The organism is Duganella guangzhouensis (assembly GCF_009674535.1).
In the GTDB taxonomy this organism is placed as follows: Bacteria; Pseudomonadota; Gammaproteobacteria; order Burkholderiales; family Burkholderiaceae_D; genus Rugamonas; species Rugamonas guangzhouensis.
Genome location: NZ_WKJK01000011.1, coordinates 59,795 through 83,117, shown reverse-complemented (window position 1 = coordinate 83,117; position 23,323 = coordinate 59,795). Strand labels below are relative to the sequence as shown.

Below are 23,323 nucleotides of genomic sequence, written 5' to 3'. Positions count from 1 at the left end.
ACGGACAACCACCGCACCCGCGGTGCTGCAAAAACCCACAAAGTTTAGCACACAAGGAACCGAATTAGCATCTGCGTATTTTCAACTAGCAAGAACCCTTACGGAGATCGTGGCTATTTAAGGCTTTCATAACTGGTGGTGGACTGCAGATCGCGCATTACCTGGCGCGGCTGCTCTTCATAGGAGGATGAAGCGAAACTGCGGCGCGCATCGCGACCGTTCCAGCTCACACCGCCCAGCTCCAGCAGCGACGGGAACATGCTGACATGGCTGATTTTTTTCTGGTGGTTGGCGCGCAACGCCGCCGCCAGCGCAGGGTAATCCTGTCGATAGGCCGGATTCATCCACACCAGCAGCGGCACATGGGTGTCGTAGCGGGTGGGGCCGGATTGCGCGTGCATGAACAGATGGCGTTCATCGTCGAACAGATTTTCGCCATGATCGGAGGTATAGACCATGATGGCCGGCCGCCGCTCGGCGCGCAGCACCTCGATCACGCGGGTCAGGAACTGGTCGGTCTCCAGCACCGTGTTGTCGTAGGAATTGATGGCGGCCTGCTTGTGCTGCAACAGCGGCTGCTCGACGCCGAGGTCACTGAGCGTCGGCGTGTAGACGCGCGCGGCGCCGGTGTAACGCTCCTCGTAGGGAATATGGCTGCCGATCATGTGCAGCACGGCGAACTGGCGCGGGCCGGCCTGACGCACGAAGGAAGTGAACATCGGCAGCAGGTTGGCGTCGGTGCGCAGATGGTAATCCTGGCTGCTGATGGCATGCTCGACCACGTCCAGCCCGCGACTGAAATCGATCGGCTCCTGATTGGACAGCCAGGCCGTGCGGAAGCCGGCTTCGGCAAAGGTCTGCGGCAGACTGGCGACACGGCCCTCGTCCAGCGGCAGCGACACAATGCCGGGCACGGCGTGATTGGTCCAGTTGGCAGTGGACGCCACGTCCGGGAAGGACAGCAACTGATCGCCCAGCGCCGCCAGTCGCGGCGTGGTGTTGCGCGCATAGCCGTTGATGCCGAGATGGTCGCTGCGCAGACTCTCTCCGATCACCAGCACCACCAGCAGCGGCGGCGCGGGCGTGACGGCCGGCTGACCGTACACGCTGACGAACTCGCCCGGCGCCCGCTGCTGATGCGCCAGCCGCGCCAGCGACATCGCCAGGCCGCTGGGGAAAGCCAGATTAAGGGTCGATTGCTCCAGCCACGGTGGCATGCGCACCTGCTGCGCCAGCGTCTGGCGGCCGACCATGGCCAGCATCACATACATCAGCAGTCCGGCCAGCAGGCGTTTGCGCGTCACGGCGGACAGGCGCCAGTCGCGCGGCAGCGTAGCCGCCAGCCATATATACAGTAGCCAACTCAGCGGCACCAGCCAGAGACGCCAGCCAAATGCCTGCAGCACTTGCCAGCTCATGCCCAGGTCGGTGTGCAGCGCGGACACCAGCAAGGCATCGCCCGGCACGCTACCGTAGAAGAAGGTCAGATAGGCATAGGGCAGCACCAGCAAGGCTAGTGGCGACCACAACAGAAAGTACCAGCGCAGGCGCGGCATGATGACCAGCGGCGCGGCCAGTAGCAGCAGGGAAAATACCAGCATCGCCAGCACTTCGCCGATGCCGTGCAGCTGGTCGGTGCCCAACACCGTCAGGCTGGGCAGCCACAGCCAGACGGCCAGCGCCAGTGCCGTGCCCAGCCCGCGCCGGCGCTCATTCGTCAAGGTCGGCGCCCTTGATGACCTTTTGCACTACGCGCTGGGAAAAGCCGCGTTGCAGCAGGAAGCGGATTTGTTTGTTGCGTTCTTGCGGATCGGTGGCGGGTTGACTGAACTTGCGCTGCCAGACGTCGCGCGCGCGTTCCAGTTCGGTGTCCGCCAGTTGGGATTTGAGGTCTAGCAGCGCTTCGCCGCCGACGCCGTGGCTTTGCAGCTCGGCGACGATGCGGCTGTTGCCGTAGCGCGCGGCACGGCGGTGGATCAGCGATTCGGAGAAGCGTTCCTGCGACAGCCAGTTGTTCTTCTCCAGCAGGTCGAGCAGGGCGTCGACGTCGTCGCCCTCCTCCGCGTACTTGGCCAGCTTGCGGCCCAGTTCCTGCCGGCTGTGCTCGCGCAGCGACAGAAAGCGCAATGCGCGGGCTTTCAGGCTTAGTTGGGGCATTGGCATGGTCGTCGCTCCCGCGCAAGCGGGAGTTCATGGAACACTAGCTCAGCATGGGTTCCGGCTTGCGCCGGAAGTCGTTTCGCCCAGTGGGCGAAACGACAGATGCTTAAGCGGCGTCGGCGTCAGGCTTGGCCGGCTTCAGTTTGACCACGGTGTTGTCGGCCGGGGCCAGCGGTGGCAGCGCGCGCACGCCCAGCGATTCGCGCACCTTGTTTTCGATTTCCCATGCCAGCTCCGGACGCTCTTGCAGGAAGGCGCGGGCATTGTCCTTGCCCTGGCCGACGCGCTCGCCGTTATAGCTGTACCACGAGCCCGACTTCTCGACGATCTTGGCTTCCACACCCAGATCCAGAATCTCGCCTTCGCGCGAGGTGCCGGCGCCGTACAGGATGTCGAAGTGCGCTTCCTTGAACGGTGGCGCGATCTTGTTCTTGACCACTTTGACCTTGGTTTCGTTACCGATCACCTCGTCGCCCGACTTGATCGAGCCGGTACGGCGAATGTCCAGACGCACCGAGGCGTAGAACTTCAGCGCGTTACCGCCGGTGGTGGTTTCCGGCGAACCGAACATCACACCAATCTTCATACGGATCTGGTTGATGAAGATCACCAGGGTGTTGGTGCGGTTGATCGAACCGGTCAGCTTGCGCAGCGCTTGCGACATCAGACGCGCTTGCAGGCCTGGCAGCGAATCGCCCATGTCGCCTTCGATCTCGGCACGTGGCGTCAGCGCGGCGACCGAGTCGACCACCACCATGTCCACCGAACCGGAGCGCACCAGCGCGTCGCAGATTTCCAGCGCCTGTTCACCGGTGTCCGGCTGCGAAATCAGCAGCTCGTGCAGGTTGACGCCCAATTTTTGAGCATAGCCCACGTCCAGCGCGTGTTCGGCGTCGATGAAGGCGCAGGTGCCGCCCAGTTTTTGCATTTCCGCGATGGTTTGCAGGGTCAGCGTGGTTTTACCCGACGATTCCGGGCCGTAGATTTCCACCACGCGGCCGCGCGGCAGGCCGCCGACGCCCAGCGCCACGTCCAGGCCCAGCGAACCGGTCGACACGACCTGTACTTCTTCAATCGGTGCACTGGCATCCATGCGCATGACGGAGCCTTTACCGAATTGCTTCTCGATCTGGGCCAGCGCCGCTGCCAGCGCCTTGGCTTTTTCAGATGCAGGTACTACGCCTTTTTTATCGTCCATAATGTGCTTTCAGCCAGTAGGTTGTTCAATACAGGTAGCACTGTATAAAAAAACAGTGCTCAATGCAAGCGGGATTTTCGTATTTCTTTGCGAAAGCACAAAAACTCGCCAAAATAGGGGCTTGTGCAGCCGGAGTGTTTTAGATGCGTATTTTACTTGCCGAAGACGACAGCGTGCTGGCCGATGGTCTGACCCGATCCCTGCGCCAGTCCGGCTACGCCATTGATTGCGTCAGAAACGGACAGGAAGCCGATACCGCCCTGTCGACCCAGGAATTCGACCTGCTGATCCTGGATCTGGGCCTGCCCAAGCTGTCCGGGCTGGAAGTGCTGCGCCGCCTGCGCGCGCGCGGCTCGCTGCTGCCGGTACTGATCCTGACCGCAGCCGACTCGATCGAACAGCGCGTCAACGGCCTCGACCTCGGCGCCGACGATTACATGGCCAAGCCCTTCGCGCTGTCCGAACTGGAGGCGCGGGTACGGGCGCTGACCCGGCGCGGTGCCGGCGGCGGCGCCACCACCATCAAGCACGGCCCGCTCAGCTATGACCAGGTTGGTCGCAGCGCCTACATCAACGAGCAGATGCTGGACCTGTCGGCGCGCGAACTGGGCCTGCTGGAAATCCTGCTGGCACGCACCGGCCGCTTGGTATCGAAAGAACAACTGGTCGACCACCTGTGCGAATGGGGCGAGGAAGTCAGCAACAACGCCATTGAGGTGTATGTGCACCGGCTGCGCAAGAAGATTGAAGTCGGCGGCGTGCGCATCGTCACCGTGCGCGGCCTCGGCTACTGCCTGGAGAAATACAGCGAGGCGGCGCGCGCGGCCGCCGACAGCGGAAGCGCGTCCAAGTGACGCCCTCCCAGGAAACCACCGAGCTGAAATATCAGCCGCCCGCGCTCGATGCGGATGAAGACATACAGCACTCGCTGTTCGGTGAAATCCTGGACTGGATGCTGGCCCCGCTGCTGCTGCTGTGGCCGATGAGCATCGCCATCACCTATCTGGTCGCCAAGTCGATCGCCAATCAACCATTCGACCACGCCCTGGAAGACAGCGTGACAGTGCTGGCGCAGCAGGTGCGCTCGGTCGACGGCCAACTGATCAAACACCTGTCCGGCTCGGCGCGCGACATCCTGCGCGCCGACGACATCGACAACGTCTACTTCCAGATCCAGGGCCCAAGCGGCGAACACATCGACGGCGACCGCGACATGCCGCAACCGGTGCTGGACGATGAGGACAAGACCAGCTCCGGTGGCGTGCGCTTCCGCAACGACAATATGCATGGCACGCCGGTGCGGGTCGCCTTCGCCTATGTGCAGCTGGAGCGCAGCGACGGCAGCACACCGCAACTGGCGCTGGTGCAGGTGGCGGAAACGCTGGAAAAGCGCGCTCAGCTGGCCAACGCCATCATCAAGGGCGTGATCCTGCCGCAATTCATCGTGCTGCCGATTGTGCTGGCTTTGGTCTGGTTTGCGCTGGCGCGCGGACTATCACCGCTGGCGCAGTTGCAGGAGCGGATACGCGCGCGCGCCTCCGAGGACTTGAGTCCGATCGCCTCCAACCAGGTGCCGGAAGAAATCTCGCCGCTGGTCGGCTCGCTGAACGAGATGCTGGCGCGGCTGTCGCAAAACATCGATATGCAAAAGCGCTTCATCGCCGACGCCGCCCACCAGATGCGCACGCCGCTGGCCGGCATGCGCATGCAATCAGAACTGGCGCTGCGCCAGACCGACGAGGGCGAGATCCATCGTTCACTGGAACAGTTGGCCAAGAGTTCGGAGGCGGCCACCCGGCTGGTGAATCAGTTGCTGGCGTTGGCGCGGGCCGAGAACCAGCAGCCGGCCGGCAGCGCGCTGCTGCCGCTGGATCTGGGCGAGCTGGCGCGCAATGTGGTGCAAGACTGGGTGCAAGCCTCGTTTGCCCACCGCATCGACCTCGGCTATGAGGAGCCGGCGCTGCCGGTACAGATCCTGGGCCATGGCACCATGTTGCGCGAGCTGCTGTCCAACCTGATCGACAACGCCATGCGCTACACGCCGGCCGGCGGCAGCGTCACGGTGCGGGTGCGCGGCGACGAGCAGGCGTTGCATGCCTATTTGGAAGTCGAGGATACCGGGCCGGGCATCGCCCAGGGCGAGCGCGAGCGGGTGTTCGAGCGCTTCTACCGCATCCTCGGCAATACCGCCGAGGGCAGCGGACTTGGGCTGGCCATCGTGCGCGAGATCGCGCAGCAGCATGGCGCCGAGGTCGATATCTTCAACAACCCGCGCGCCACCCAGCCCAAGCTGCCCGGCGCGCTGTTCCGCCTGACCTTCCCGCTGCCGCCCGCCTCGCCGGAGCAAGACGAAGAGCCGCCACATTATGGATAAGCCACAACCGCCCGCCGCCCCCACGCCAGACGCCGCCACGCCGCCTCCGTCGCGCGGCGCGGCGCGGCAACTCTCCCGCGCCCAGCACTGGCAGCGTACCCGTCGCCTGACCGCCATCCTGTTGCTGCTGTGGCTGACAACCGGTTTCTGCGCCGCCTTCTTCGCGCGCGAGCTGGCCGGGCTCAGCGTATTCGGCTGGCCGCTGTCGTTTTACCTGGCGGCGCAAGGCGCGTCGCTGGTCTATCTGTCGATTCTGGCCATCTACGCCTGGCGCATGCGCAAGCTGGACCGCGCTAGCGCCGCCACGGAGCCGCACGCTTGAAAGCCCCACGCACCTTCTTCCAGCGCCTGCGCTATTACTACAGCCTGTTCACCGCCGGCTTCGGCTGCTTCCTGATCGCGCTGGCCGCGCTGGAACAGGAAGGCATGCCGCGCGTCTGGATCGGCTACCTGTTCATGTTTGCCACCATCGTGCTGTACGCGTTGATCGGCGTGGTCAGCCGCACCTCCAACGTGCTGGAATACTACGTCGCCGGGCGACGCGTGCCGGCCATGTTCAACGGCATGGCCACCGCCGCCGACTGGATCTCGGCCGCCAGCTTCATCAGCCTGGCCGGCGGCCTCTACCTGCACGGCTTCGACGGCCTGGCCTACATCATGGGCTGGACCGGCGGCTACTGCCTGGTGCAATTGCTGATCGCACCCTATCTGCGCAAGTTCAGCCAATACACCATCCCCGACTTCCTGGCCGAACGCTACGGCGCGCTCGACAAGCCGGAAGGCGGCGGCCGCGCGGTGCGCATCCTGGCCGTGATCGCCACCATCATCGTTTCCTTCACCTACGTGGTGGCGCAGATCTACGCGGTGGGCCTGATCGCATCGCGCTTCACCGGCGTCGACTTCTCGGTCGGCATCTTCCTCGGCCTGGCCAGCATCCTGGTCTGTTCCTTCCTGGGCGGCATGCGCGCCATCACCTGGACCCAGGTGGCGCAGTACATCATCATCCTGGTGGCGTTTTTGATCCCGGCCATGTGGCTGTCGGTCAAGCACGCCGACAACCCGATTCCGCAAGTGGCCTACGGCAAACTGCTGCCCAAGCTGAGCGCGCGCGAGCACGTGCTGCAGGAAGATCCGAAGGAAGCCGAAGTGCGCGCCATCTACCGCCAGCGCGCCGCCGACTACACCGCGCGGCTGAAAGACTTGCCAGCCTCGTGGGAAGCCGGCCGGCTCGACGCGCAACACAAGCTGGACCAGGTCAAGGCGCGCAACGCCTCACTGCTGGAAATCCGCAGCGCCGAACGCGAACTGGTGGCCTATCCGAAAAACGCCGACGAGGCCGAACGGCTGTGGACCGAGGCGCGCGAACAAAACCTGCAGCACGCCGAGCCGATCACACCGCACGCCACGCCCTACCCCGGCGATCCGGTCACATCCGACATCAAGCGCAACAACTTCCTGGCGCTGGTGTTTTGCCTGATGCTGGGCACGGCCGCGCTGCCGCACATCCTGATGCGCTCCTACACCACGCCATCGGTGCACGAGACCCGCGTCTCGGTGTTCTGGACCCTGTTCTTCATCCTGCTGATTTACCTGACCATTCCGGCGCTGGCGGTGCTGGTCAAGTACGACATCTACAGCGCGCTGGTCGGCAGCGATTATGCGCACCTGCCCAACTGGGTCTCATACTGGGCCAATGTGGACAAGCTGAATCCGCTGTTCAGCATCACCGACGTCAACCACGACGGCATCGTGCAGCTGGCCGAAATCAGCATCGACGCCGACGTGCTGGTGCTGGCCACGCCGGAAATCGCCGGCCTGCCATATGTGATCTCCGGCCTGGTGGCGGCCGGCGGCCTGGCCGCCGCGCTGTCCACCGCCGACGGCCTGCTGCTGGCCATCTCCAACGCGCTGTCGCACGACGTGTACTACAAGCTGGTCGACCGCGCCGCCTCGACCCAGAAACGGGTGACGATATCCAAGCTGCTGCTGCTGGCGGTGGCCTTCATTGCCGCCTACGCCGCCTCCACCAAGCCGGGCGACATCCTGTCGCTGGTCGGCGCCGCTTTCTCGCTGGCCGGCTCCACGCTGTTCCCGGCGCTGGTGCTGGGCGTGTTCTGGAAGCGCGCCAACCACCAAGGCGCAATCGCCGGCATGATGGCCGGCTTCACGGTGTGCGTCTATTACATGCTGCACACCCACCCGGTGCTGGGTGGCGGCACGGCCAGCCAGTGGTTCCACATCGCGCCGATTTCAGCCGGCATCTTTGGCGTGCCGGCCGGCGTGCTGACCATCGTCGCGGTCAGCCTGGCGACGCCGGCGCCGGGTCGCCAGACTCACGCGCTGGTCGATTACATCCGCGCGCCCGAACAGTAACTGCGGTAACAGCATTCACAATAGGCGACAATAAATTACATACCGGTAATTGCGGATTTACTAACCTGGTGCTATTGTATTCAGGTTACCAATTTTACAACAAGGCATATGCGCTTAACTTCACTGCTGCGCGCCCTGGCTCTGGCCGGCGCGTTTCTCGGCACCCAAGCCCTCGCTGCCGAGGCCGCAAAAACCAAGCCCGCCATCGCCAGCTTCTTTGAGAACCCCGAGTTTAGCGACGCCGAACTGTCACCGTCCGGGCGCTATCTGGCGGTGCGGCTGGGCAGCAAAGACCGGCGCGACATGCTGGGTGTGGTCGACCTCACCACCAACGCGGTCAAGGCGGTCGGCAATTTCAGCGATGCCGACATCGGCCAGTACGCCTGGGTCAACGACAACCGCCTGGTGTTCACCGCCACCGACAAGGATCTGGCGCCGGGCGACATGCGTTACGCGCCCGGCCTGTACGCGATCAACCGCGACGGCACCGGCTTCCGCCAGTTGGCGATGCGCAGTGGCAAACCCTTCGTCACCAACGGCTCCACGCTCACCTCGCGCGAACTGCTGCCGTGGCATACCTATCTGACCGGCCAGGACGGCGCCCAGGATTCCGACTACATCTACGTTCAGGACCGCAACTACAGCAGCGCGGGCGAATTCAACTACACCAACCTGCTGCGCCTGAACACCGTCAACGGCCGTGTCGCCAGCTCGGTCGACCGCCCCGGCGACAGCTACTACTGGCTGCTGGACCATAACGGCGAGCCGCGCCTGACCCTGACCCGCGACAAAGCCACCAGCATGGTCTGGTACCGCGATCCCGCCACCAAAGCATGGCGCAAGCTGACCGACTTTGAAGCCTACACCGGCCGTGGCGGCACCTTCCGCCCGCTGGCGTTCGGCCCCGACGGCACGCTGTATGTGCTGGCGCGCAATCACAGCGACACCACCGAGGTCTACACCTACAACCTCAACACCGGCAAGCTGGCCGACCATCCGCTGGTCAAGCTGGACGGCTATGACTTCCGTGGCGAGCTGATCATGAGCAAAGACAAGCTGCTCGGCATCCGCCACCTGACCGACGCCATGGGCACCACCTGGCTGGACGAGGGCATGAAGGCGATGCAGGCCAAAATCGACCAGATGCTGCCCAACACCGTCAACCTGATCAACGTGCCGCCGCGCTCGGAAACGCCGTGGGTGCTGGTGACCTCCTACGCCGACTTCTGGCCCAAGCGCACCATGCTGTACAACAGCGAGACCGGCAAGCTGACCTTGGTTGGCGCCGCCCATCCGGCCATCGATCCGAACCAGATGGCGCGCATGGACATGGTCGACTACAAAACCCGTGACGGCCTGACCATCGCCGCCGGCCTGACGCTGCCGCAGGGCGCGAACAAAAACCTGCCGCTGGTGGTGCTGGTGCACGGCGGCCCGTGGGTGCGCGGCAGCCAGTGGGGCTGGAACGCACAGGCACAGTTCCTGGCCTCGCGCGGCTATGCCGTGCTGGAGCCGGAATATCGCGGCAGCACCGGCTACGGCAGCAAGCTGTTCCACGCCGGCTGGAAGCAATGGGGCCTGAAAATGCAGGACGACGTGGCCGACGCCACCCGTTGGGCCATCGACAAGGGCATCGCCGATCCCAAGCGCATCTGCATCGCCGGCGCCAGCTACGGCGGCTATGCCACGCTGATGGGCCTGATCCGCTATCCGGATCTGTACAAATGCGGCTTCGAGTGGGCCGGCGTCACCGACATCAACCTGATGTACGACGGCAGTTGGTTCTACGAATCCGACACGCCCGAAGACTACAAGCGCTACGGCATGCCGGTGCTGATCGGCGACCAGGTCAAGGATGCCGAACAGCTGAAAGCCACCTCGCCGCTGCTGCAAGCGAGCAAGATCACGCAACCGCTGCTGATGGGCTACGGCACCGCCGACCGCCGCGTGCCGCTGCCGCACGGCACCCGCTTCTACAAAGCCGTCAAGGACACCAATCCGAACGTGGAATGGGTCGAGTATGAAGAGGAAGGCCACGGCTGGAAGCTGCCGAAAAACCGCATCGACTGGTGGAGCCGGGTCGAGAAATTCCTCGACAAAAATATTGGAGCCACCCCGTAATGTTCCACCGCCGTCTGCTGGCAGCCTTGCTGCTGGCGGCGGCCGCGCGCAGTCACGCCGCGCCGCCGCCGATCTCCGCCTTCTTCGACAACACCCCGTTCAACGGCGCCATGCTGTCGCCTAACGGCCGCTACCTGGCCGCCTTCATCGGCGCCAACGACCGCCGCGACGGCCTGGCCGTGGTCGACCTGGACACCATGCAAGCCAATATGGTGGCGCAGTTCAACGACACCGACATCGGCAAGGCGCAGTGGGTCAACAATGATCGGCTGCTGTACAGCACGGCCGACAAGAGCACCGGCCAGCGCGACGTGCGCTACGCCCCTGGCCTGTTCGTGGTCGACCGCGACGGCAAGCACTACAAGCAACTGGCGCTGCGCCGCAACCAGTTCGTGCGTAACGGCGAAGACAACAACGACCTGCTGCCCTGGCACACCTATATGCTGGACCAGGCCGGCGCCCAGGATTCGGAATACGTGTACGTCAAGGACATCAGCTTCAGCAGCGTCGGCAACCTGCTGTCGGAAGACCTGCTGCGACTGAACACCCGCAACGGCAAGGCGGAATCGGTCGACCATCCATCCAGTGCGCGCAGCTGGCTGCTGGACCAGAACGGCGAGCCGCGCCTGGTGCAGACGCTGGAACAAAACATCGCCACCATCCGCTACCTGGACCCGGCCAGCAAAGCCTGGCGCACGCTGGCCTCGTTTGACGCCTACACCGGCGGCGGTGGCTTCCAGCCGCTGGCGTTCGGGCCGGACGGCGCGCTGTACGTGGTCAGCAACACCGGCCGCGATAACAGCGCGCTGTACCGCTACGATCTCGAACACGGCAAACTGCCACCGCGCCATCTGGTCGAACTGGACGGCTTCGACTTCCGAGGCCACCTCATCATCAGCAACAACAAACTGCTGGGCATCCGCATCCACAGCGACGCCGAAGGCACCGTCTGGTTCGATCCCGCCATGCAAGCGCTGCAAGCCAAGGTGGACAAGATCCTGCCCGGCACCGTCAACCTGCTGACCCCGCCCACACGGCCACAAAGCCCGTGGCTGCTGGTGGAATCCTATTCCGACAAACAGCCGCGCCGCTACCTGGTGTACAACACCGACAGCGGCCGCACCAGCGAAGTCGGCCGCATGGCGCCGCAGATCAAGCCGGCCGAGATGGGCGCGCGCGAGCTGTACCACATCAAGGCACGCGACGGCCTGCAACTGCCGGTATGGCTGACCTTGCCACCAGGAGCGCAGCAGAAAAACCTGCCGATGGTCGTGCTGGTGCACGGCGGCCCATGGGTGCGCGGCGGCAGCTGGAACTGGGACGCCGAAGCGCAATTCCTGGCCTCGCGCGGCTACGCCGTACTGGAGCCGGAATTCCGTGGCAGCACCGGCTACGGCCGGCAACTGTTCCAGGCTGGCTGGAAGCAATGGGGCTTGAAAATGCAGGACGACATCGCCGACAGCACACGCTGGGCCATCGCCCAGGGCCATGCCGACGCCAAGCGCATCTGCATCGCCGGCGCCAGCTACGGCGGCTACGCCACGCTGATGGGATTGATCAACGATCCCGACCTGTACAAATGCGGCATCGACTGGGTCGGCGTCACCGACATCAACCTGATGTACGACAGCGGCTGGTTCCACAGCTCCGACCTGCCCGCCGAATGGAAGCAGTTCGGCATGCCGGTGCTGATCGGCGACCAGGTACAGGACGCCGCACAACTACAAGCCACATCACCGCTGGCGCAGGCGGCCCGCATCAAGCAACCTCTGCTGCTGGCCTACGGCGGTGCCGACCGCCGCGTGCCAATCAACCACGGCACCAAATTCCGCGACGCCGTACAAGCCGCCGGCAACACCCAGGTTGAATGGGTGGAGTACAGCGAAGAAGGCCACGGCTGGTACCTGCCGAAGAACCGCATCGACTTCTGGGGCCGGGTCGAAAAGTTCCTCGACAAGAATCTCGGCACACACTGAAGTTCGCGCTATAGTAAGCGCTCCATATCGGCTTGAGAGGAGCGCTTATGTCGTCGGGAAAAATTCTGGTCGCACAGGGAGGCGGGCCGACCGCTGTCATCAATCAGTCGCTGGCGGGTGTGGTGTTGGAGGCGCGCCGCTTTCGCGATGTGACGCGGGTCTACGGCGCGCTGCACGGGGTGCGCGGCATCGTTAATGAGGATTTGGTCGATCTGACGCGCGAAACCAGCCAGAATCTGGAGCTGGTGGCCGCCACGCCCTCCTCCGCGCTGGGCTCGACTCGTGATAAGCCCGATCAAGCTTATTGCGCTGAAATCTTCAAGGTGCTGCGGGCCCATGAGATCGAGCAGTTTTACTATATCGGCGGCAACGATTCGTCCGACACCGTGCGCATCGTCAGCGAGCAGGCGCAAGCGGCCAATTACGCGCTGCGCTGTATTCATATTCCCAAGACTATCGATAACGATCTGGTCGGCAACGATCACACGCCGGGCTTCCCATCGGCGGCGCGCTTTGTCGCCCAGGCGTTTGCCGGCGCCAATCTGGACAATGCCTCGCTGCCCGGCGTCTACGTCGGCGTGGTGATGGGCCGCCACGCCGGCTTCCTGACCGCCGCCGCCGCGCTCGGCAAGAAGTTCCCGGACGATGGCCCCCACCTGATCTACCTGCCCGAGCGCGTGTTCTCGCTGGAGCAGTTCTTACAAGACGTCAAAGCCACCTATGAACGCTACGGCCGCTGCGTGATCGCGGTGTCCGAAGGCATCCACGACGCTTCCGGCGAACCCATCGCCACGCTGCTAGCCAAGGAAGTCGAACGCGATGCGCACGGCAATGTGCAGCTGTCCGGCACCGGCGCGCTGGCCGATCTGTTGTGCGATGAAATCAAGGCCAAGCTCGGCATCAAGCGGGTGCGCGGCGATACCTTCGGTTATCTGCAGCGCTCCTTCATCGGCTGTGTCTCGGATGTGGACCAGCGCGAGGCGCGCGAAGTCGGCGAGAAAGCGGTGCAGTTCGCCATGTGGGGCGATCGCGACGGCTCGGTGGCGATCAAGCGCACCGGCTTTTACTCGGTCGACTACGAACTGCTGCCGTTACAAGCCGTGGCCGGCAAAACGCGCGTCATGGAGGACGAATTCATCAGCGCCAGCGGCACCGACGTCACCGATGCCTTCCGCATGTATCTGCGGCCGCTGCTCGGTTCCGGCATGCCGGACGCGTTCCGCCTGCGGCCGGCGCCAGTGGAGAAAATCCTGAAGCGCTGATTAATTTACCTGGCTTTACGCTTGTTAACCCCGCCTGACACATTGGAGCAACAAAATGGCTTACCGCTAACGGCGCGATTTTTGCGGGCGCCGCTGTCAGAAAGGTCGCCATGTCGTCAAAGCCAGCTTCTCCCATCATTCCCTCGCGCCGTCGCGCCGCACTGGGCGCCTTGAGCGCGGTCAGCGCCTTTTCGCTGGTCGGTTGCGGCGGTGGCGGTTCGGACAGTAGCACCAGCAGCAGCACCAGCGCCGTGCTGAGCGGCCTGAGTCTGTCGGTTGGCACACTGTCGCCCGCGTTTGCATCGGCCACCACCAGCTACACCACCACCGTCGCCTACGCTACCACCAGCATCACGCTGACGCCGACGCTGGCCGACAGCAGCGCCACCGTCACCGTTAATGGCACCACTGTCAGCAGCGGCGCCACCTCGTCGTCGTATGCGCTCAGCGTCGGCGACAATACGTTCACCATCGTCACCACCAAGAGCGGCAGCAGCACCAGCTACACGCTGACCGTCAAGCGCGTAGCGGCGACAGTCTCGGCCGACGCCAGCTTGAGCGCGCTGAGCATTTCGACCGGCAGCCTGGCGCCGGCCTTCGCTGCCGCCACCACCAGCTATGCGGTCACGGTCGCCAACAGCATCAGCTCGGTGACTTTGACGCCCACCGCCACCAACAGCGGCGCCACCATCAGCGTCAACAGCACTGCCGTGACCAGCGGCGTGGCCTCGGGCGCGCAAGCGCTCAACGTCGGCAACAACACGCTGACCGTCACCGTGGTGGCGGCCGATACCGTGACCAGCCGCAGCTACACCGTCACCGTGGTGCGCAGTGTGGCCAGCGCCACCGTCTCCGGCGACGCCACGCTGAGCGCGCTGGCGATTTCGTCCGGCAGCCTGTCGCCAGCCTTCGCTTCCGGCACCGTGGCCTACACCGCCACCGTGGCCAACAGCGTCAGTTCGGTGACGCTAACGCCGACCGCCACCGACAGCGGCGCCACCATCACCGTCAACAGCAGCACCGTGGCCAGCGGCAGCGCTTCCGGCGCGCTATCGCTCAGCGTTGGCAGCAACACGCTGTCGGTGGTGGTCAGCGCGCAGGATGGCACCCACATCATTACCTACACCGTGGCCGTGACGCGCGCCGCCGCCGTCAGCACCGACGCCAGCCTGAGCGCGCTGGCGCTGTCGGCCGGCACGCTGTCGCCGGTGTTTGCCGCCGCCACGCTGAGCTATACCGCTTCGGTGGCCAACAGTGTGTCGTCGCTGACCTTGACACCGTCCGCCAGCGCCAGCAGCGCCACCATCAAGGTCAATGGCAGCAGCACCAGCAGCGGCGCGGCTTCGTCGGCGCTGTCGCTGGCGGTGGGCAGCAATACGCTGTCGGTGGTGGTGACGGCGCAGGATGGTTCGACCACCCGCACCTATACCGTGATCGTGACGCGGGCGGCGGCCAGCGTATCGTCGGACGCCACGCTGAGCGCACTGACGATTTCGTCCGGCACGCTGTCGCCGACCTTTGCCAGCGCCACCACCAGCTACACCGTCAGCGTGGCCAACAGCGTCGCCAGCGTGACGCTGACCCCGACCATCACCAGCAGCGGCGCCACCATCAAGGTCAACAGCGCCACCGTCAGCAGCGGCAGCGCCTCGGCCTCGTTGGCACTGAATGTCGGCAGCAACACGCTGAGCGTAGTGGTGACGGCAGCCGATGGCGCCACCACCAAGACCTACACCGTCACCGCCACCCGCGCGGCGGCCAGTTCGTGCTCGGTGGTGCCGGAGGAAACCGCCGGCCCGTATCCGGCCGACGGCTCCACCGCCAGCAACCACACCTACAATGTGCTGGCCCTGTCCGGCATCGTGCGCGCCGACATCCGCAGCACCATCGGCAGCTCGACCCAGGTGGGCGGGGTGCCGATGACGCTCAACATCACGCTGCAGAACGTCAACAACAGCTGCGCGCCGCTGACCGATTACGCGATCTACATCTGGCACTGCACGCGCGATGGGCTGTATTCGGTCTACAACGAAAACAGCGTGTCGACCAACTACCTGCGCGGCGTGCAGGCCACCGACAGCAATGGCGTGGTCAGCTTCACCACCATCTTCCCCGGCTGCTACCTGGGCCGCATGCCGCACATTCATATCGAGGTCTATCCGAGCCTGGCCAAGGCCACCACCGCCGCCAACAAGGTCAAGACCACGCAGCTGGCCTTCCCGACCGATATCTGCACCACCGTCTACAGCACGGCCAGTGGGTATACGTCCAGCCTGAGCAACTTCAACAGCATCACCTTCGCCACTGACAATGTGTTCAGCGATGGTTATTCGTTGGAGATGACCTCGCTGAGCGGCAGCGTGGCGAACGGTTACGTTGCCAACGTGACCATCTCCATTGCCGTGTAGGATTTACCGGGCTTTACGCCGTCTTGATGGCGGCTAACACTTATCCGGTGGACAATGGAACCTCATCATTCACAGGGGGTTCCATGAAGTTGTTGAAACACTGGATGCTGTGTGCGGCACTGGCCGGCGCGGCATGGGGCGCAGCGGCGCAGAGCGATAACCAGCAGCAGCGTCCGGACGGTCCGCCGCCCGGCCCGCCGCCGGAAGCGGTCGCGGCCTGCAAGGGCAAGACCGAGGGCGCCAAGGTGACCTTCACCGGCCGCAACGGTGAAAAGCTCAGCGCCACCTGCAAGAAGATGGGCGACACACTGGCCGCCATGCCCGAAGGCATGGGCCCGCCGCCACAGCGCTGATCGCGCGCGCCGCTGTTACTGGCCCGCCGCCAAGGCCGGCAGCAGCGGCGTGATGTCGCCGTCCGACGGCAGCGCCGCCACGCCGATCAATCGCATCAGCAGCGGATAGACATCAACATTATCAAACACCGGCAACACCACGCCCGGCGCGAAGGCCGGACCGGCGGCGATGAAAGTGGCACGCATGTCCGGCAGCGCGTTATCGTAGCCGTGCTTGCCCCCCTTGACCTTGGCCGCGCTCTTGTCACTGAATACAATGCTCCAGCCGTCATCGGCCAGACACAAGAACGCCGGTACCCGAGCGTTGTGACCGTAAGCCAGCCGCGCCGGAATTTCTTCCTTGCGCCAGCACTGCATATGCTGCTGCGGCTTCAGCAGCGCGGCCGCCAGTTGCTGCTCCTTGCCCGCCACCGCATTCATGCCGGCGTAGGAACCGCTCACCACTTCCTCGTAACTGCCCGCAGGCGCGATGTCCTGCATGCGGATCACCCGCTCGGTGCTGACCGGCGCCATGCCATGGTCGGACACCACCACGATATTCGCTTCCACATGACGCGCCGCCAAACCATCCAGCAGGCGGCCGATGGCCTGGTCCACCTGCGCCACCGCTTCGGTGGTCTCGGCGGCGGCCGGGCCGTAGCTGTGGCCGGCGTGGTCGACATCATCGAAATACAGGGTCAGGAAACCGAACTGCTGACCCGGCTGATCCAGCCAGGACAGCAAGGTGTCGACGCGCTGCGCGGCCGGCAGCTTGCCGTCGAACTTGGGCGCGATGGTCGGACGCACGCCGTGGATGGCGGCCTCGGAGCCGGGCCAGAACATGGTGGCGCTGTGGACGCCGTGCAGCTCAGCCGTCACCCAGACCGGCTCGGCCTGATCCCACCAGCGGTGATCGGTGACCGCCGCCGCGTTACTCAGCGTGAAGCGCTCGTCCGAGATGGCGGGATCGCTCATCACATTATCGACCAGGCCGTGATGATCCGGTCGCTTGCCGGTGACCAGCGTGTAATGGTTAGGGAAAGTAATCGACGGGAACGATGGCCGCATGCCCTCCGCACGCACGCCCTGCGCCGCCAGCCGGTTCAGATTGGGGGTGACACCCTCGGTCAGATAATCCGGCCGGAAGCCATCGATCGACACCAGAATCACAGGATGAGCCGGCTGCGCGGCCACGTTGGCGCCAACCAGCGCCAATAAAAGAGTCAGTAAAGTACGCATGCCGCGCAGTATGCCACCAGCTTGTGACTGGCGCATGAAAAAAGCGGACGACGCGCTGGGCGTGGTCCGCTTTTCGGCGTAAAACCAGAGCTTAGACGACGATGGTCTGGTGCTCGTCGCCGACGCGGGCGCGGATTTTGCCGATGGTGTAGACGGTCTCGCCGGCGGCTTCCAGCTGCGCCTTGGCGGCGGCGGCGTTTTCAGCCGACACGATCACGGTCATGCCAATGCCGCAGTTGAATACGCGGTGCATTTCGGCGTCGGCCACGCCGCCGTGTTGTTGCAGCCACTGGAACAGCGGCGGCAGCGTCCACGCTTTGCCGTCCAGCTCGGCCACCAGGCCAGGCTGCAGCACGCGCGGGATGTTTTCGACCAGGCCGCCGCCGGTGATGTGCACCATGCCCTTTACTTCCAGCGTTTCCATCAGCGCCAGCAGCGGCTTGACGTAGATGCGGGTCGGCTGCATCAGCACGTCGGCCAGCTTGCGGCCGTGGAAGTCGGCTTCCAGGTCCGGCTTCGACACTTCGATGATCTTGCGCACCAGCGAGTAACCGTTGGAGTGGATGCCCGACGAGGCCAGACCCAGCACCACGTCGCCTTCCTTGATCTTGGTACCGTCGATGATTTTCGATTTTTCCACCGCGCCCACCGCGAAACCAGCCAGGTCGTACTCGCCGTCCGGATACATCGATGGCATTTCAGCGGTTTCGCCGCCGATCAGCGCGCAGCCGGCTTGTTCGCAGCCCTGGGCGATGCCCTTGATGACGTCGGTCGCGGTGGCCACGTTCAGCTTGCCGCAGGCGAAGTAGTCGAGGAAGAACAGCGGCTCGGCGCCCTGCACCAGGATGTCGTTGACGCTCATCGCCACCAGGTCGATGCCGACGGTGTCGTGACGGTTCAGTTCAAACGCCAGTTTCAGCTTGGTGCCCACGCCGTCGGTGCCGGAGACCAGTACAGGCTCTTTGTACTTTTTGCTGATCTCGAACAGCGCGCCGAAACCGCCCAAGCCGCCCAACACGCCTTCGCGCAGGGTGCGCTTGGCAAAAGGCTTGATCGCTTCGACTAAGGCGTCGCCCGCGTCGATGTCGACGCCGGCGTCACGGTAGGACAGGGAAACATTTGAAGTTTGGCTCATGGTGTATTTCGCAGCGGAGGCGGTAAAATAGAAGGCGGAGACCCGTTTTCGTGCATTTTCAACAACCCAGTCGCACGAAATGCGCCAAAATCAGCGCACAAACCCGGTCAATCCGCTATTTTATCAAAAACGCCCGGCCAACCGCCTTTTTAACCATCGAATTCATCCTCCATGCCATTTCCCCTCACGGTAGAGCAAAAGCAAACGGCATTCTGGTTGGCGGTGTGGGCGGCGTTCCTGTTCCTGTTGGTGACCCTGGGCCCGGTGCTGACGCCCTTTCTTGCGGCCGCCATTTTCGCCTACGCGCTCAATCCCGGCGTCGACCGGCTTGACCGCATCCGCCTCGGCCGCCGTTTCAATTTGCCGCGGCCGCTGTCGGTGACCATCGTGGTGGTGCTGTTCTTTGCCGCCATCACCGCACTGGTGCTGATTGTGGTGCCGGTGCTGCAAAAGGAAATCCCGCTGCTGCAGGCGCAGATCCCGGCCTTCCTGGCCAAGGCCAACGACCTGCTGGCGCCCAAGCTGCAGGAACTGGGCGTCAAGGTGCGGCTGGACAGCGCCGGCATCAAACAACTGGCATCGGAGCAGTTGGCCGCCTCCGGCGACGCCATCTGGGCCGCCGTGCTGAGTTCGGCCCGCATCGGCGGCACCGCCATCCTCGGCTGGCTGGCGACGCTGACCTTGATCCCGGTGGTGCTGTTCTACCTGCTGCTGGACTGGCACGCCATGCTGGCGCGCATCGCCAACTGCGTGCCGCGCCGCTATATCAGCGCCACCATGGACATGGCCAACGAAGTCGACACGCTGCTGGCCCAATACCTGCGCGGCCAGTTGCTGGTGATGGTGGTGCTGGCGGTGTACTACTCGGCGGCGCTGGCCATCGCCGGCTTCGACGTCGCGCTGCCGGTCGGCATCATCACCGGCCTGCTGGTGTTCATTCCCTACCTGGGCTTCGGCCTGGGGCTGGTGCTGGCGCTGATTTCGGCCGTGCTGCAGTTCTCCGACTGGAGCGGCGTGATCGCGGTGGCCATCATCTACGGCTGCGGCCAGGTGTTGGAAGGCTTCTTCCTGACGCCACGCCTGGTCGGTGAGCGTATCGGCCTCAATCCACTGGCGGTGATTTTCGCGCTGTTGGCCTTCGGCCAGCTGTTCGGCTTTGTCGGCGTGCTGCTGGCATTGCCCGCGTCGGCGGTGCTGATGGTGGCCTTTAAACACTTGCGCCGCCACTATCTGAGCAGCAGCTTTTATAATGCATGATGTGAAACAGAAAAACGTTATGCAAAAGACCACAAGGCGAACGCCATGAAACAACTGGTGCTCGATTTAGGCGCGGAACCAGCGCACAGCCTCGCATCGTTCGAGGTGGGACAGAATGCCGAAGCGGCAGCGCTGATGGCGCAGTTCGTCGATCGCACGTCGCGCGAGCACTTCGCCTACCTGTGGGGCGCGGTCGGCGTCGGCAAATCGCACCTGCTGAAAGCCCTGGCCACCAGCGGCGACGAAGCGGCGCAGGCGCGCGCGCGCTACATTTCGCCATTCTCGATCGAGTCCGAATTCGTGTATTCGCCGGAGGTGGACCTGTACCTGCTGGACGACTGCGAAAAGCTGTCGCCGCTGGCGCAGATCGACGCCTTCGCCCTGTTTAACGAAATCCGCGCCAACAACGCCTTCATGGTCTGCAGCGGCAACGTGGCGCCGGCCGTGCTGCCGGTGCGCGAAGATCTGCGTACCCGCATGGGCTGGGGGCTGGTGTACCAGATCCACGGCCTGACCGACGAGGAAAAAGGCGCGGCGCTGGCGGCGGCGGCGGCGGCGCGCGGCTTGACGCTGTCGACCGGCGTGATACCCTACTTGCTGTCTCACTTCCAGCGCGACATGCGGTCGTTATCGACCCTGCTCGACGCGCTGGACCAGTATTCCCTTGAAACCCAACGCCCCATCACTCTGCCGCTGCTGCGCGAGTGGCTGCAGGCAGAAGCTAAAGAATAATGAATCTCGCCCTTTTTGACCTCGACCACACCCTGCTGCCGATCGACTCCGACTACGAGTGGGGCCAATTCCTGGTCCGCATCGGCGCCGTCGACGCGGTGGAATTCGACCGCCGCAACAAGGACTTCTTCGCCCAATACCAGGCCGGCACGCTCGATCCGGTAGAATACCTGGAGTTCACGCTCGGCACCCTGGCCAGCTTCCCGCGCGAGCGGCTGCTGGCGATGCAGGCCCAGTACATGGACGAAGTGATCGCGCCGGCGCTGCGTCCGGCGGCGCGCGCGCTGCTGCAAAAGCACCTCGACCAGGGCGACCTGGTGGCGATCGTCACCGCCACCAACCACTTCGTCACCGCGCCGATCGCCAAGGCGCTGGGCGTGGAGCACCTGATCGCGGCGATGCCGGAAGTCGACGCCGAAGGCCACCCGACCGGCAAGCTGCTCGGCACCCCGACCCAGGGCCCGGGCAAGATCGTGCACACCAAGGCGTGGCTGGAAAAAATGGGCAAGACGCTGCAGGACTTCGACACCGTCCACTTCTACAGCGACTCGCACAACGACCTGCCACTGATGTCCATCGTCAGCCATCCGGTGGCGACCAACCCAAACGACCAACTGAAAACGCACGCCGCCGCGCAAGGCTGGCCATTAATTGAGCTGTTCAATGATTAAGAAACTGATCCGCAAAATCCTCGGCGCCAAGAGCAAGCCGCGCGACGCCCACACGCCGGTGGTGCTGGGTCCCGAGGCCCACGGCATCGACCCGCGCCTGCTGTCCAACAACGCCATTCGCGTCACCAGCACGCTGCAGGAAGCCGGCTACGAAGCCTTCGTGGTGGGCGGCGCCGTGCGCGACCTGCTGCTGGGCGTGAAGCCGAAAGACTTCGACATCGCCACCAACGCCACGCCGGAGCAGGTCAAGCGTCTGTTCCGCCGCGCCTTCATCATCGGCAAGCGCTTCCAGATCGTGCACGTGATGTTCGGCCAGGACCTGCTGGAGGTGACCACCTTCCGCGGCACCACCTCGGCCAACGCGCCGAAGGATGAACATGGCCGCGTCCTGCGCGACAACACCTTCGGCTCGCAAGCTGAAGACGCCGAACGCCGCGACTTCACCATCAACGCCATGTACTACAACCCGGCCACCCAACAGGTGCTGGACTACCATGGCGGCATCGAAGACATCCGCGCCAAAACGCTGCGCATCATCGGCGTGCCGGAAGAGCGCTACCGCGAAGACCCGGTGCGCATGCTGCGCGTGGTGCGCTTCGCCGCCAAGCTCAAATTCGGCATCGAGCCGCACACCGGTGCGCCGATCAAGGTGATGGCACCGCTGATCAACAACGTGCCGGCCGCGCGCGTGTTCGACGAAATGCTCAAGTTGCTGATGAGTGGCCACGCGCTGGCCTGCCTGCAGCAGCTGCGCAAGGAAGGTCTGCACCACGGCCTGCTGCCGCTGCTGGACGTGGTGCTGGAACAGCCGCTGGGCGTCAAATTCGTGACGCTGGCGCTGGACTCGACCGACGCCCGCATCCACGCCGGCAAGACCGTGTCGCCAGGCTTCCTGTTTGCCTCGCTGCTGTGGCATCAGGTGCTGGAGAAATGGGAAGCCTACCGCGCCGCCGGCGAGCAGGCCATCCCGGCGCTGCACCTGGCCGCCGACGACGTGCTGGATTCGCAGACCGAAAAACTGGCCCTGCAACGCAAGATCGGCACCGACATGCGCGACATCTGGGCCATGCAGCCGCGCTTTGACCGTCGTCAGGGCAAGGCGCCGTACAAGCTGCTGGAACACCTGCGCTTCCGCGCCGGCTACGACTTCCTGCTGCTGCGTTGCGCCTCCGGCGAGATCGACGCCGAAATCGGCGACTGGTGGACCGCGTTCTACGAGGGCGACGAGATCACCCGCGAAGAGCTGCTGGCATCGGCCAACGCGCCACGCGAGAGTGGCGGTGGTGGCAGCAGCGGTGGCGGCGCCAAACGCAAGCGCGGCCCACGCCGCGGCGGCCGTAACCGCAGCCGTGGTGACGGCGGCGAAGGTGGCGAAGGCGGTAGCGACGCCGGCGACCATGGCGCCGACAGCGCTGATCATGGCAGCGACAACGGCGGCCGACGCCCACGCGCCACCGCGCCAGCCGACGGCGACGCCGAGTAAGCTGCGCGGCACCATCATGCACACCGCGATCAAGGCCGGCCTGGCGCCGGCATCCGCGCCAGACCAGCAGGCGCCGTTCGCCTTCACCATCGCCTACATCGGCATCGGCGCCAACCTGGGCGACGCGCGCGGCAACGTGCAGGACGCGCTGGCGCGCCTGCAGCGCCAGCCCGGCTGCACACTGATGGCCGCCTCCGGCCTGTACCGCACCGCGCCGATCGACTCCAGCGGCGACGACTACATCAACGCCGTGGCCCGCATCGCCACCACGCTGGATGCCGAGACACTGCTGCAAACACTGCACGCCATCGAACAGGCACACGGCCGCGAACGCCCCTACCGCAACGCCCCGCGCACGCTCGACCTCGACCTGCTGCTGTACGGCGACGCGGTAATCCATTCCGCCACGCTGACCGTACCGCATCCACGCATGACCGAGCGCGCCTTCGTGCTGGTGCCGCTGCTGGAAATCGCACCGGCGATCCACATTCCCGGCCTGGGCCCAGCCGCGCAATACGCGGCCGGCGTGGCCGACCAGGGCATCGCCCCACTCAGCTAAATTTCCGCCGACGATATACACTATCGGCGTCTGACTTCAACCC

The 23,323-nt window shown here is 64.5% G+C and carries 19 protein-coding genes; 14 read left to right on the top strand and 5 right to left on the bottom strand.

Going from position 1 to position 23,323, the window contains the following annotated elements; all coding sequences use genetic code 11:
* Positions 1–113: 113 nt before the first annotated feature.
* The 3 genes from GJ699_RS20655 to recA form a co-directional block, all read right to left on the bottom strand.
* Positions 114–1,721 carry a phosphoethanolamine transferase gene (locus GJ699_RS20655; protein WP_154379787.1) on the bottom strand — a complete coding sequence of 536 codons (1,608 nt, stop codon included), beginning with the start codon at positions 1,719–1,721 and terminating at the stop codon, positions 114–116.
* Positions 1,711–2,163 (bottom strand): recombination regulator RecX, encoded by a 453-nt coding sequence (recX, locus tag GJ699_RS20650; protein ID WP_154379785.1) that lies wholly within the window; start codon positions 2,161–2,163, stop codon positions 1,711–1,713. Before recX ends, GJ699_RS20655 begins: the two co-directional genes overlap by 11 nt.
* 103 nt (positions 2,164–2,266) lie before the next feature.
* Complete coding sequence (recA, locus tag GJ699_RS20645) at positions 2,267–3,358, bottom strand: recombinase RecA (RefSeq protein WP_154379783.1); 1,092 nt, start codon at positions 3,356–3,358, stop codon at positions 2,267–2,269.
* Between the two features lie 143 nt (positions 3,359–3,501).
* On the opposite strand from recA, the gene GJ699_RS20640 reads away from it, so the two are divergent.
* The 9 genes from GJ699_RS20640 (at position 3,502) to GJ699_RS20600 (ending at position 16,225) form a co-directional block, all read left to right on the top strand.
* Positions 3,502–4,212 carry a response regulator gene (locus GJ699_RS20640; RefSeq protein ID WP_154379781.1) on the top strand — a complete coding sequence of 237 codons (711 nt, stop codon included), beginning with the start codon at positions 3,502–3,504 and terminating at the stop codon, positions 4,210–4,212.
* Positions 4,209–5,732: a sensor histidine kinase gene (locus tag GJ699_RS20635; RefSeq protein ID WP_371867608.1), complete on the top strand. Its 1,524-nt coding sequence runs from the start codon at positions 4,209–4,211 to the stop codon at positions 5,730–5,732. Before GJ699_RS20640 ends, GJ699_RS20635 begins: the two co-directional genes overlap by 4 nt.
* A complete protein-coding gene (locus tag GJ699_RS20630) occupies positions 5,725–6,054 on the top strand; it encodes a DUF4212 domain-containing protein (protein WP_154379779.1) in 330 nt (109 codons plus the stop codon). The genes GJ699_RS20635 and GJ699_RS20630 overlap by 8 nt, the downstream gene beginning before the upstream one ends.
* Complete coding sequence (locus tag GJ699_RS20625) at positions 6,051–8,105, top strand: sodium:solute symporter family protein (protein ID WP_154379777.1); 2,055 nt, start codon at positions 6,051–6,053, stop codon at positions 8,103–8,105. The genes GJ699_RS20630 and GJ699_RS20625 overlap by 4 nt, the downstream gene beginning before the upstream one ends.
* A gap of 108 nt (positions 8,106–8,213) precedes the next feature.
* Positions 8,214–10,226, top strand: a complete 2,013-nt coding sequence (locus GJ699_RS20620) for an alpha/beta hydrolase family protein (protein ID WP_154379775.1) — start codon at positions 8,214–8,216, stop codon at positions 10,224–10,226.
* Complete coding sequence (locus GJ699_RS20615; protein WP_229262201.1) at positions 10,226–12,202, top strand: S9 family peptidase; 1,977 nt, start codon at positions 10,226–10,228, stop codon at positions 12,200–12,202. Before GJ699_RS20620 ends, GJ699_RS20615 begins: the two co-directional genes overlap by 1 nt.
* A 47-nt stretch (positions 12,203–12,249) precedes the next feature.
* Positions 12,250–13,464, top strand: a complete 1,215-nt coding sequence (locus GJ699_RS20610; protein ID WP_154379773.1) for a 6-phosphofructokinase — start codon at positions 12,250–12,252, stop codon at positions 13,462–13,464.
* 110 nt (positions 13,465–13,574) lie between these two features.
* Positions 13,575–15,872, top strand: a complete 2,298-nt coding sequence (locus tag GJ699_RS20605; protein ID WP_154379772.1) for a cadherin-like beta sandwich domain-containing protein — start codon at positions 13,575–13,577, stop codon at positions 15,870–15,872.
* 83 nt (positions 15,873–15,955) lie between these two features.
* Positions 15,956–16,225, top strand: coding sequence for a hypothetical protein (locus GJ699_RS20600; protein WP_154379770.1), 270 nt, complete (start codon positions 15,956–15,958; stop codon positions 16,223–16,225).
* A 15-nt stretch (positions 16,226–16,240) separates the two neighbouring features.
* Here GJ699_RS20600 and GJ699_RS20595 read toward each other — a convergent pair whose 3' ends face one another.
* Positions 16,241–17,443, bottom strand: coding sequence for an alkaline phosphatase family protein (locus tag GJ699_RS20595; RefSeq protein WP_154379768.1), 1,203 nt, complete (start codon positions 17,441–17,443; stop codon positions 16,241–16,243).
* A gap of 91 nt (positions 17,444–17,534) precedes the next feature.
* Complete coding sequence (gene purM / locus GJ699_RS20590) at positions 17,535–18,578, bottom strand: phosphoribosylformylglycinamidine cyclo-ligase (protein ID WP_154379766.1); 1,044 nt, start codon at positions 18,576–18,578, stop codon at positions 17,535–17,537.
* Positions 18,579–18,749: 171 nt separating this feature from the next.
* On the opposite strand from purM, the gene GJ699_RS20585 reads away from it, so the two are divergent.
* From GJ699_RS20585 to folK, 5 genes are read left to right on the top strand one after another with little or no spacing between them, the layout of a single operon-like run.
* The gene (locus tag GJ699_RS20585) at positions 18,750–19,835 is read left to right on the top strand and encodes an AI-2E family transporter (protein WP_154379764.1); all 1,086 of its coding nucleotides are present in this window, start codon (positions 18,750–18,752) and stop codon (positions 19,833–19,835) included.
* Between the two features lie 45 nt (positions 19,836–19,880).
* Complete coding sequence (hda, locus tag GJ699_RS20580) at positions 19,881–20,567, top strand: DnaA regulatory inactivator Hda (protein ID WP_154379762.1); 687 nt, start codon at positions 19,881–19,883, stop codon at positions 20,565–20,567.
* Positions 20,567–21,238 carry a histidinol-phosphatase gene (locus tag GJ699_RS20575; RefSeq protein WP_154379760.1) on the top strand — a complete coding sequence of 224 codons (672 nt, stop codon included), beginning with the start codon at positions 20,567–20,569 and terminating at the stop codon, positions 21,236–21,238. Before hda ends, GJ699_RS20575 begins: the two co-directional genes overlap by 1 nt.
* Positions 21,231–22,721 (top strand): polynucleotide adenylyltransferase PcnB, encoded by a 1,491-nt coding sequence (gene pcnB / locus GJ699_RS20570; RefSeq protein WP_154379758.1) that lies wholly within the window; start codon positions 21,231–21,233, stop codon positions 22,719–22,721. Before GJ699_RS20575 ends, pcnB begins: the two co-directional genes overlap by 8 nt.
* Before the next feature lie 16 nt (positions 22,722–22,737).
* Positions 22,738–23,280: a 2-amino-4-hydroxy-6-hydroxymethyldihydropteridine diphosphokinase gene (gene folK, locus GJ699_RS20565; protein WP_154380087.1), complete on the top strand. Its 543-nt coding sequence runs from the start codon at positions 22,738–22,740 to the stop codon at positions 23,278–23,280.
* Positions 23,281–23,323: the final 43 nt, after the last annotated feature.

What these genes read in the sequence shown, in the direction of transcription:
- purM (WP_154379766.1), bottom strand. Translation starts at nt 18,578, where the DNA reads ATGAGCCAAACTTCAAATGTTTCCCTGTCCTACCGTGACGCCGGCGTC.
- GJ699_RS20595 (WP_154379768.1), bottom strand. Translation starts at nt 17,443, where the DNA reads ATGCGTACTTTACTGACTCTTTTATTGGCGCTGGTTGGCGCCAACGTG.
- GJ699_RS20620 (WP_154379775.1), top strand. Translation starts at nt 8,214, where the DNA reads ATGCGCTTAACTTCACTGCTGCGCGCCCTGGCTCTGGCCGGCGCGTTT.
- GJ699_RS20630 (WP_154379779.1), top strand. Translation starts at nt 5,725, where the DNA reads ATGGATAAGCCACAACCGCCCGCCGCCCCCACGCCAGACGCCGCCACG.
- GJ699_RS20600 (WP_154379770.1), top strand. Translation starts at nt 15,956, where the DNA reads ATGAAGTTGTTGAAACACTGGATGCTGTGTGCGGCACTGGCCGGCGCG.
- GJ699_RS20605 (WP_154379772.1), top strand. Translation starts at nt 13,575, where the DNA reads ATGTCGTCAAAGCCAGCTTCTCCCATCATTCCCTCGCGCCGTCGCGCC.
- GJ699_RS20575 (WP_154379760.1), top strand. Translation starts at nt 20,567, where the DNA reads ATGAATCTCGCCCTTTTTGACCTCGACCACACCCTGCTGCCGATCGAC.
- pcnB (WP_154379758.1), top strand. Translation starts at nt 21,231, where the DNA reads ATGATTAAGAAACTGATCCGCAAAATCCTCGGCGCCAAGAGCAAGCCG.
- GJ699_RS20615 (WP_229262201.1), top strand. Translation starts at nt 10,226, where the DNA reads ATGTTCCACCGCCGTCTGCTGGCAGCCTTGCTGCTGGCGGCGGCCGCG.
- GJ699_RS20640 (WP_154379781.1), top strand. Translation starts at nt 3,502, where the DNA reads ATGCGTATTTTACTTGCCGAAGACGACAGCGTGCTGGCCGATGGTCTG.
- GJ699_RS20610 (WP_154379773.1), top strand. Translation starts at nt 12,250, where the DNA reads ATGTCGTCGGGAAAAATTCTGGTCGCACAGGGAGGCGGGCCGACCGCT.
- recX (WP_154379785.1), bottom strand. Translation starts at nt 2,163, where the DNA reads ATGCCAATGCCCCAACTAAGCCTGAAAGCCCGCGCATTGCGCTTTCTG.
- folK (WP_154380087.1), top strand. Translation starts at nt 22,738, where the DNA reads ATGCACACCGCGATCAAGGCCGGCCTGGCGCCGGCATCCGCGCCAGAC.
- GJ699_RS20585 (WP_154379764.1), top strand. Translation starts at nt 18,750, where the DNA reads ATGCCATTTCCCCTCACGGTAGAGCAAAAGCAAACGGCATTCTGGTTG.
- hda (WP_154379762.1), top strand. Translation starts at nt 19,881, where the DNA reads ATGAAACAACTGGTGCTCGATTTAGGCGCGGAACCAGCGCACAGCCTC.
- recA (WP_154379783.1), bottom strand. Translation starts at nt 3,358, where the DNA reads ATGGACGATAAAAAAGGCGTAGTACCTGCATCTGAAAAAGCCAAGGCG.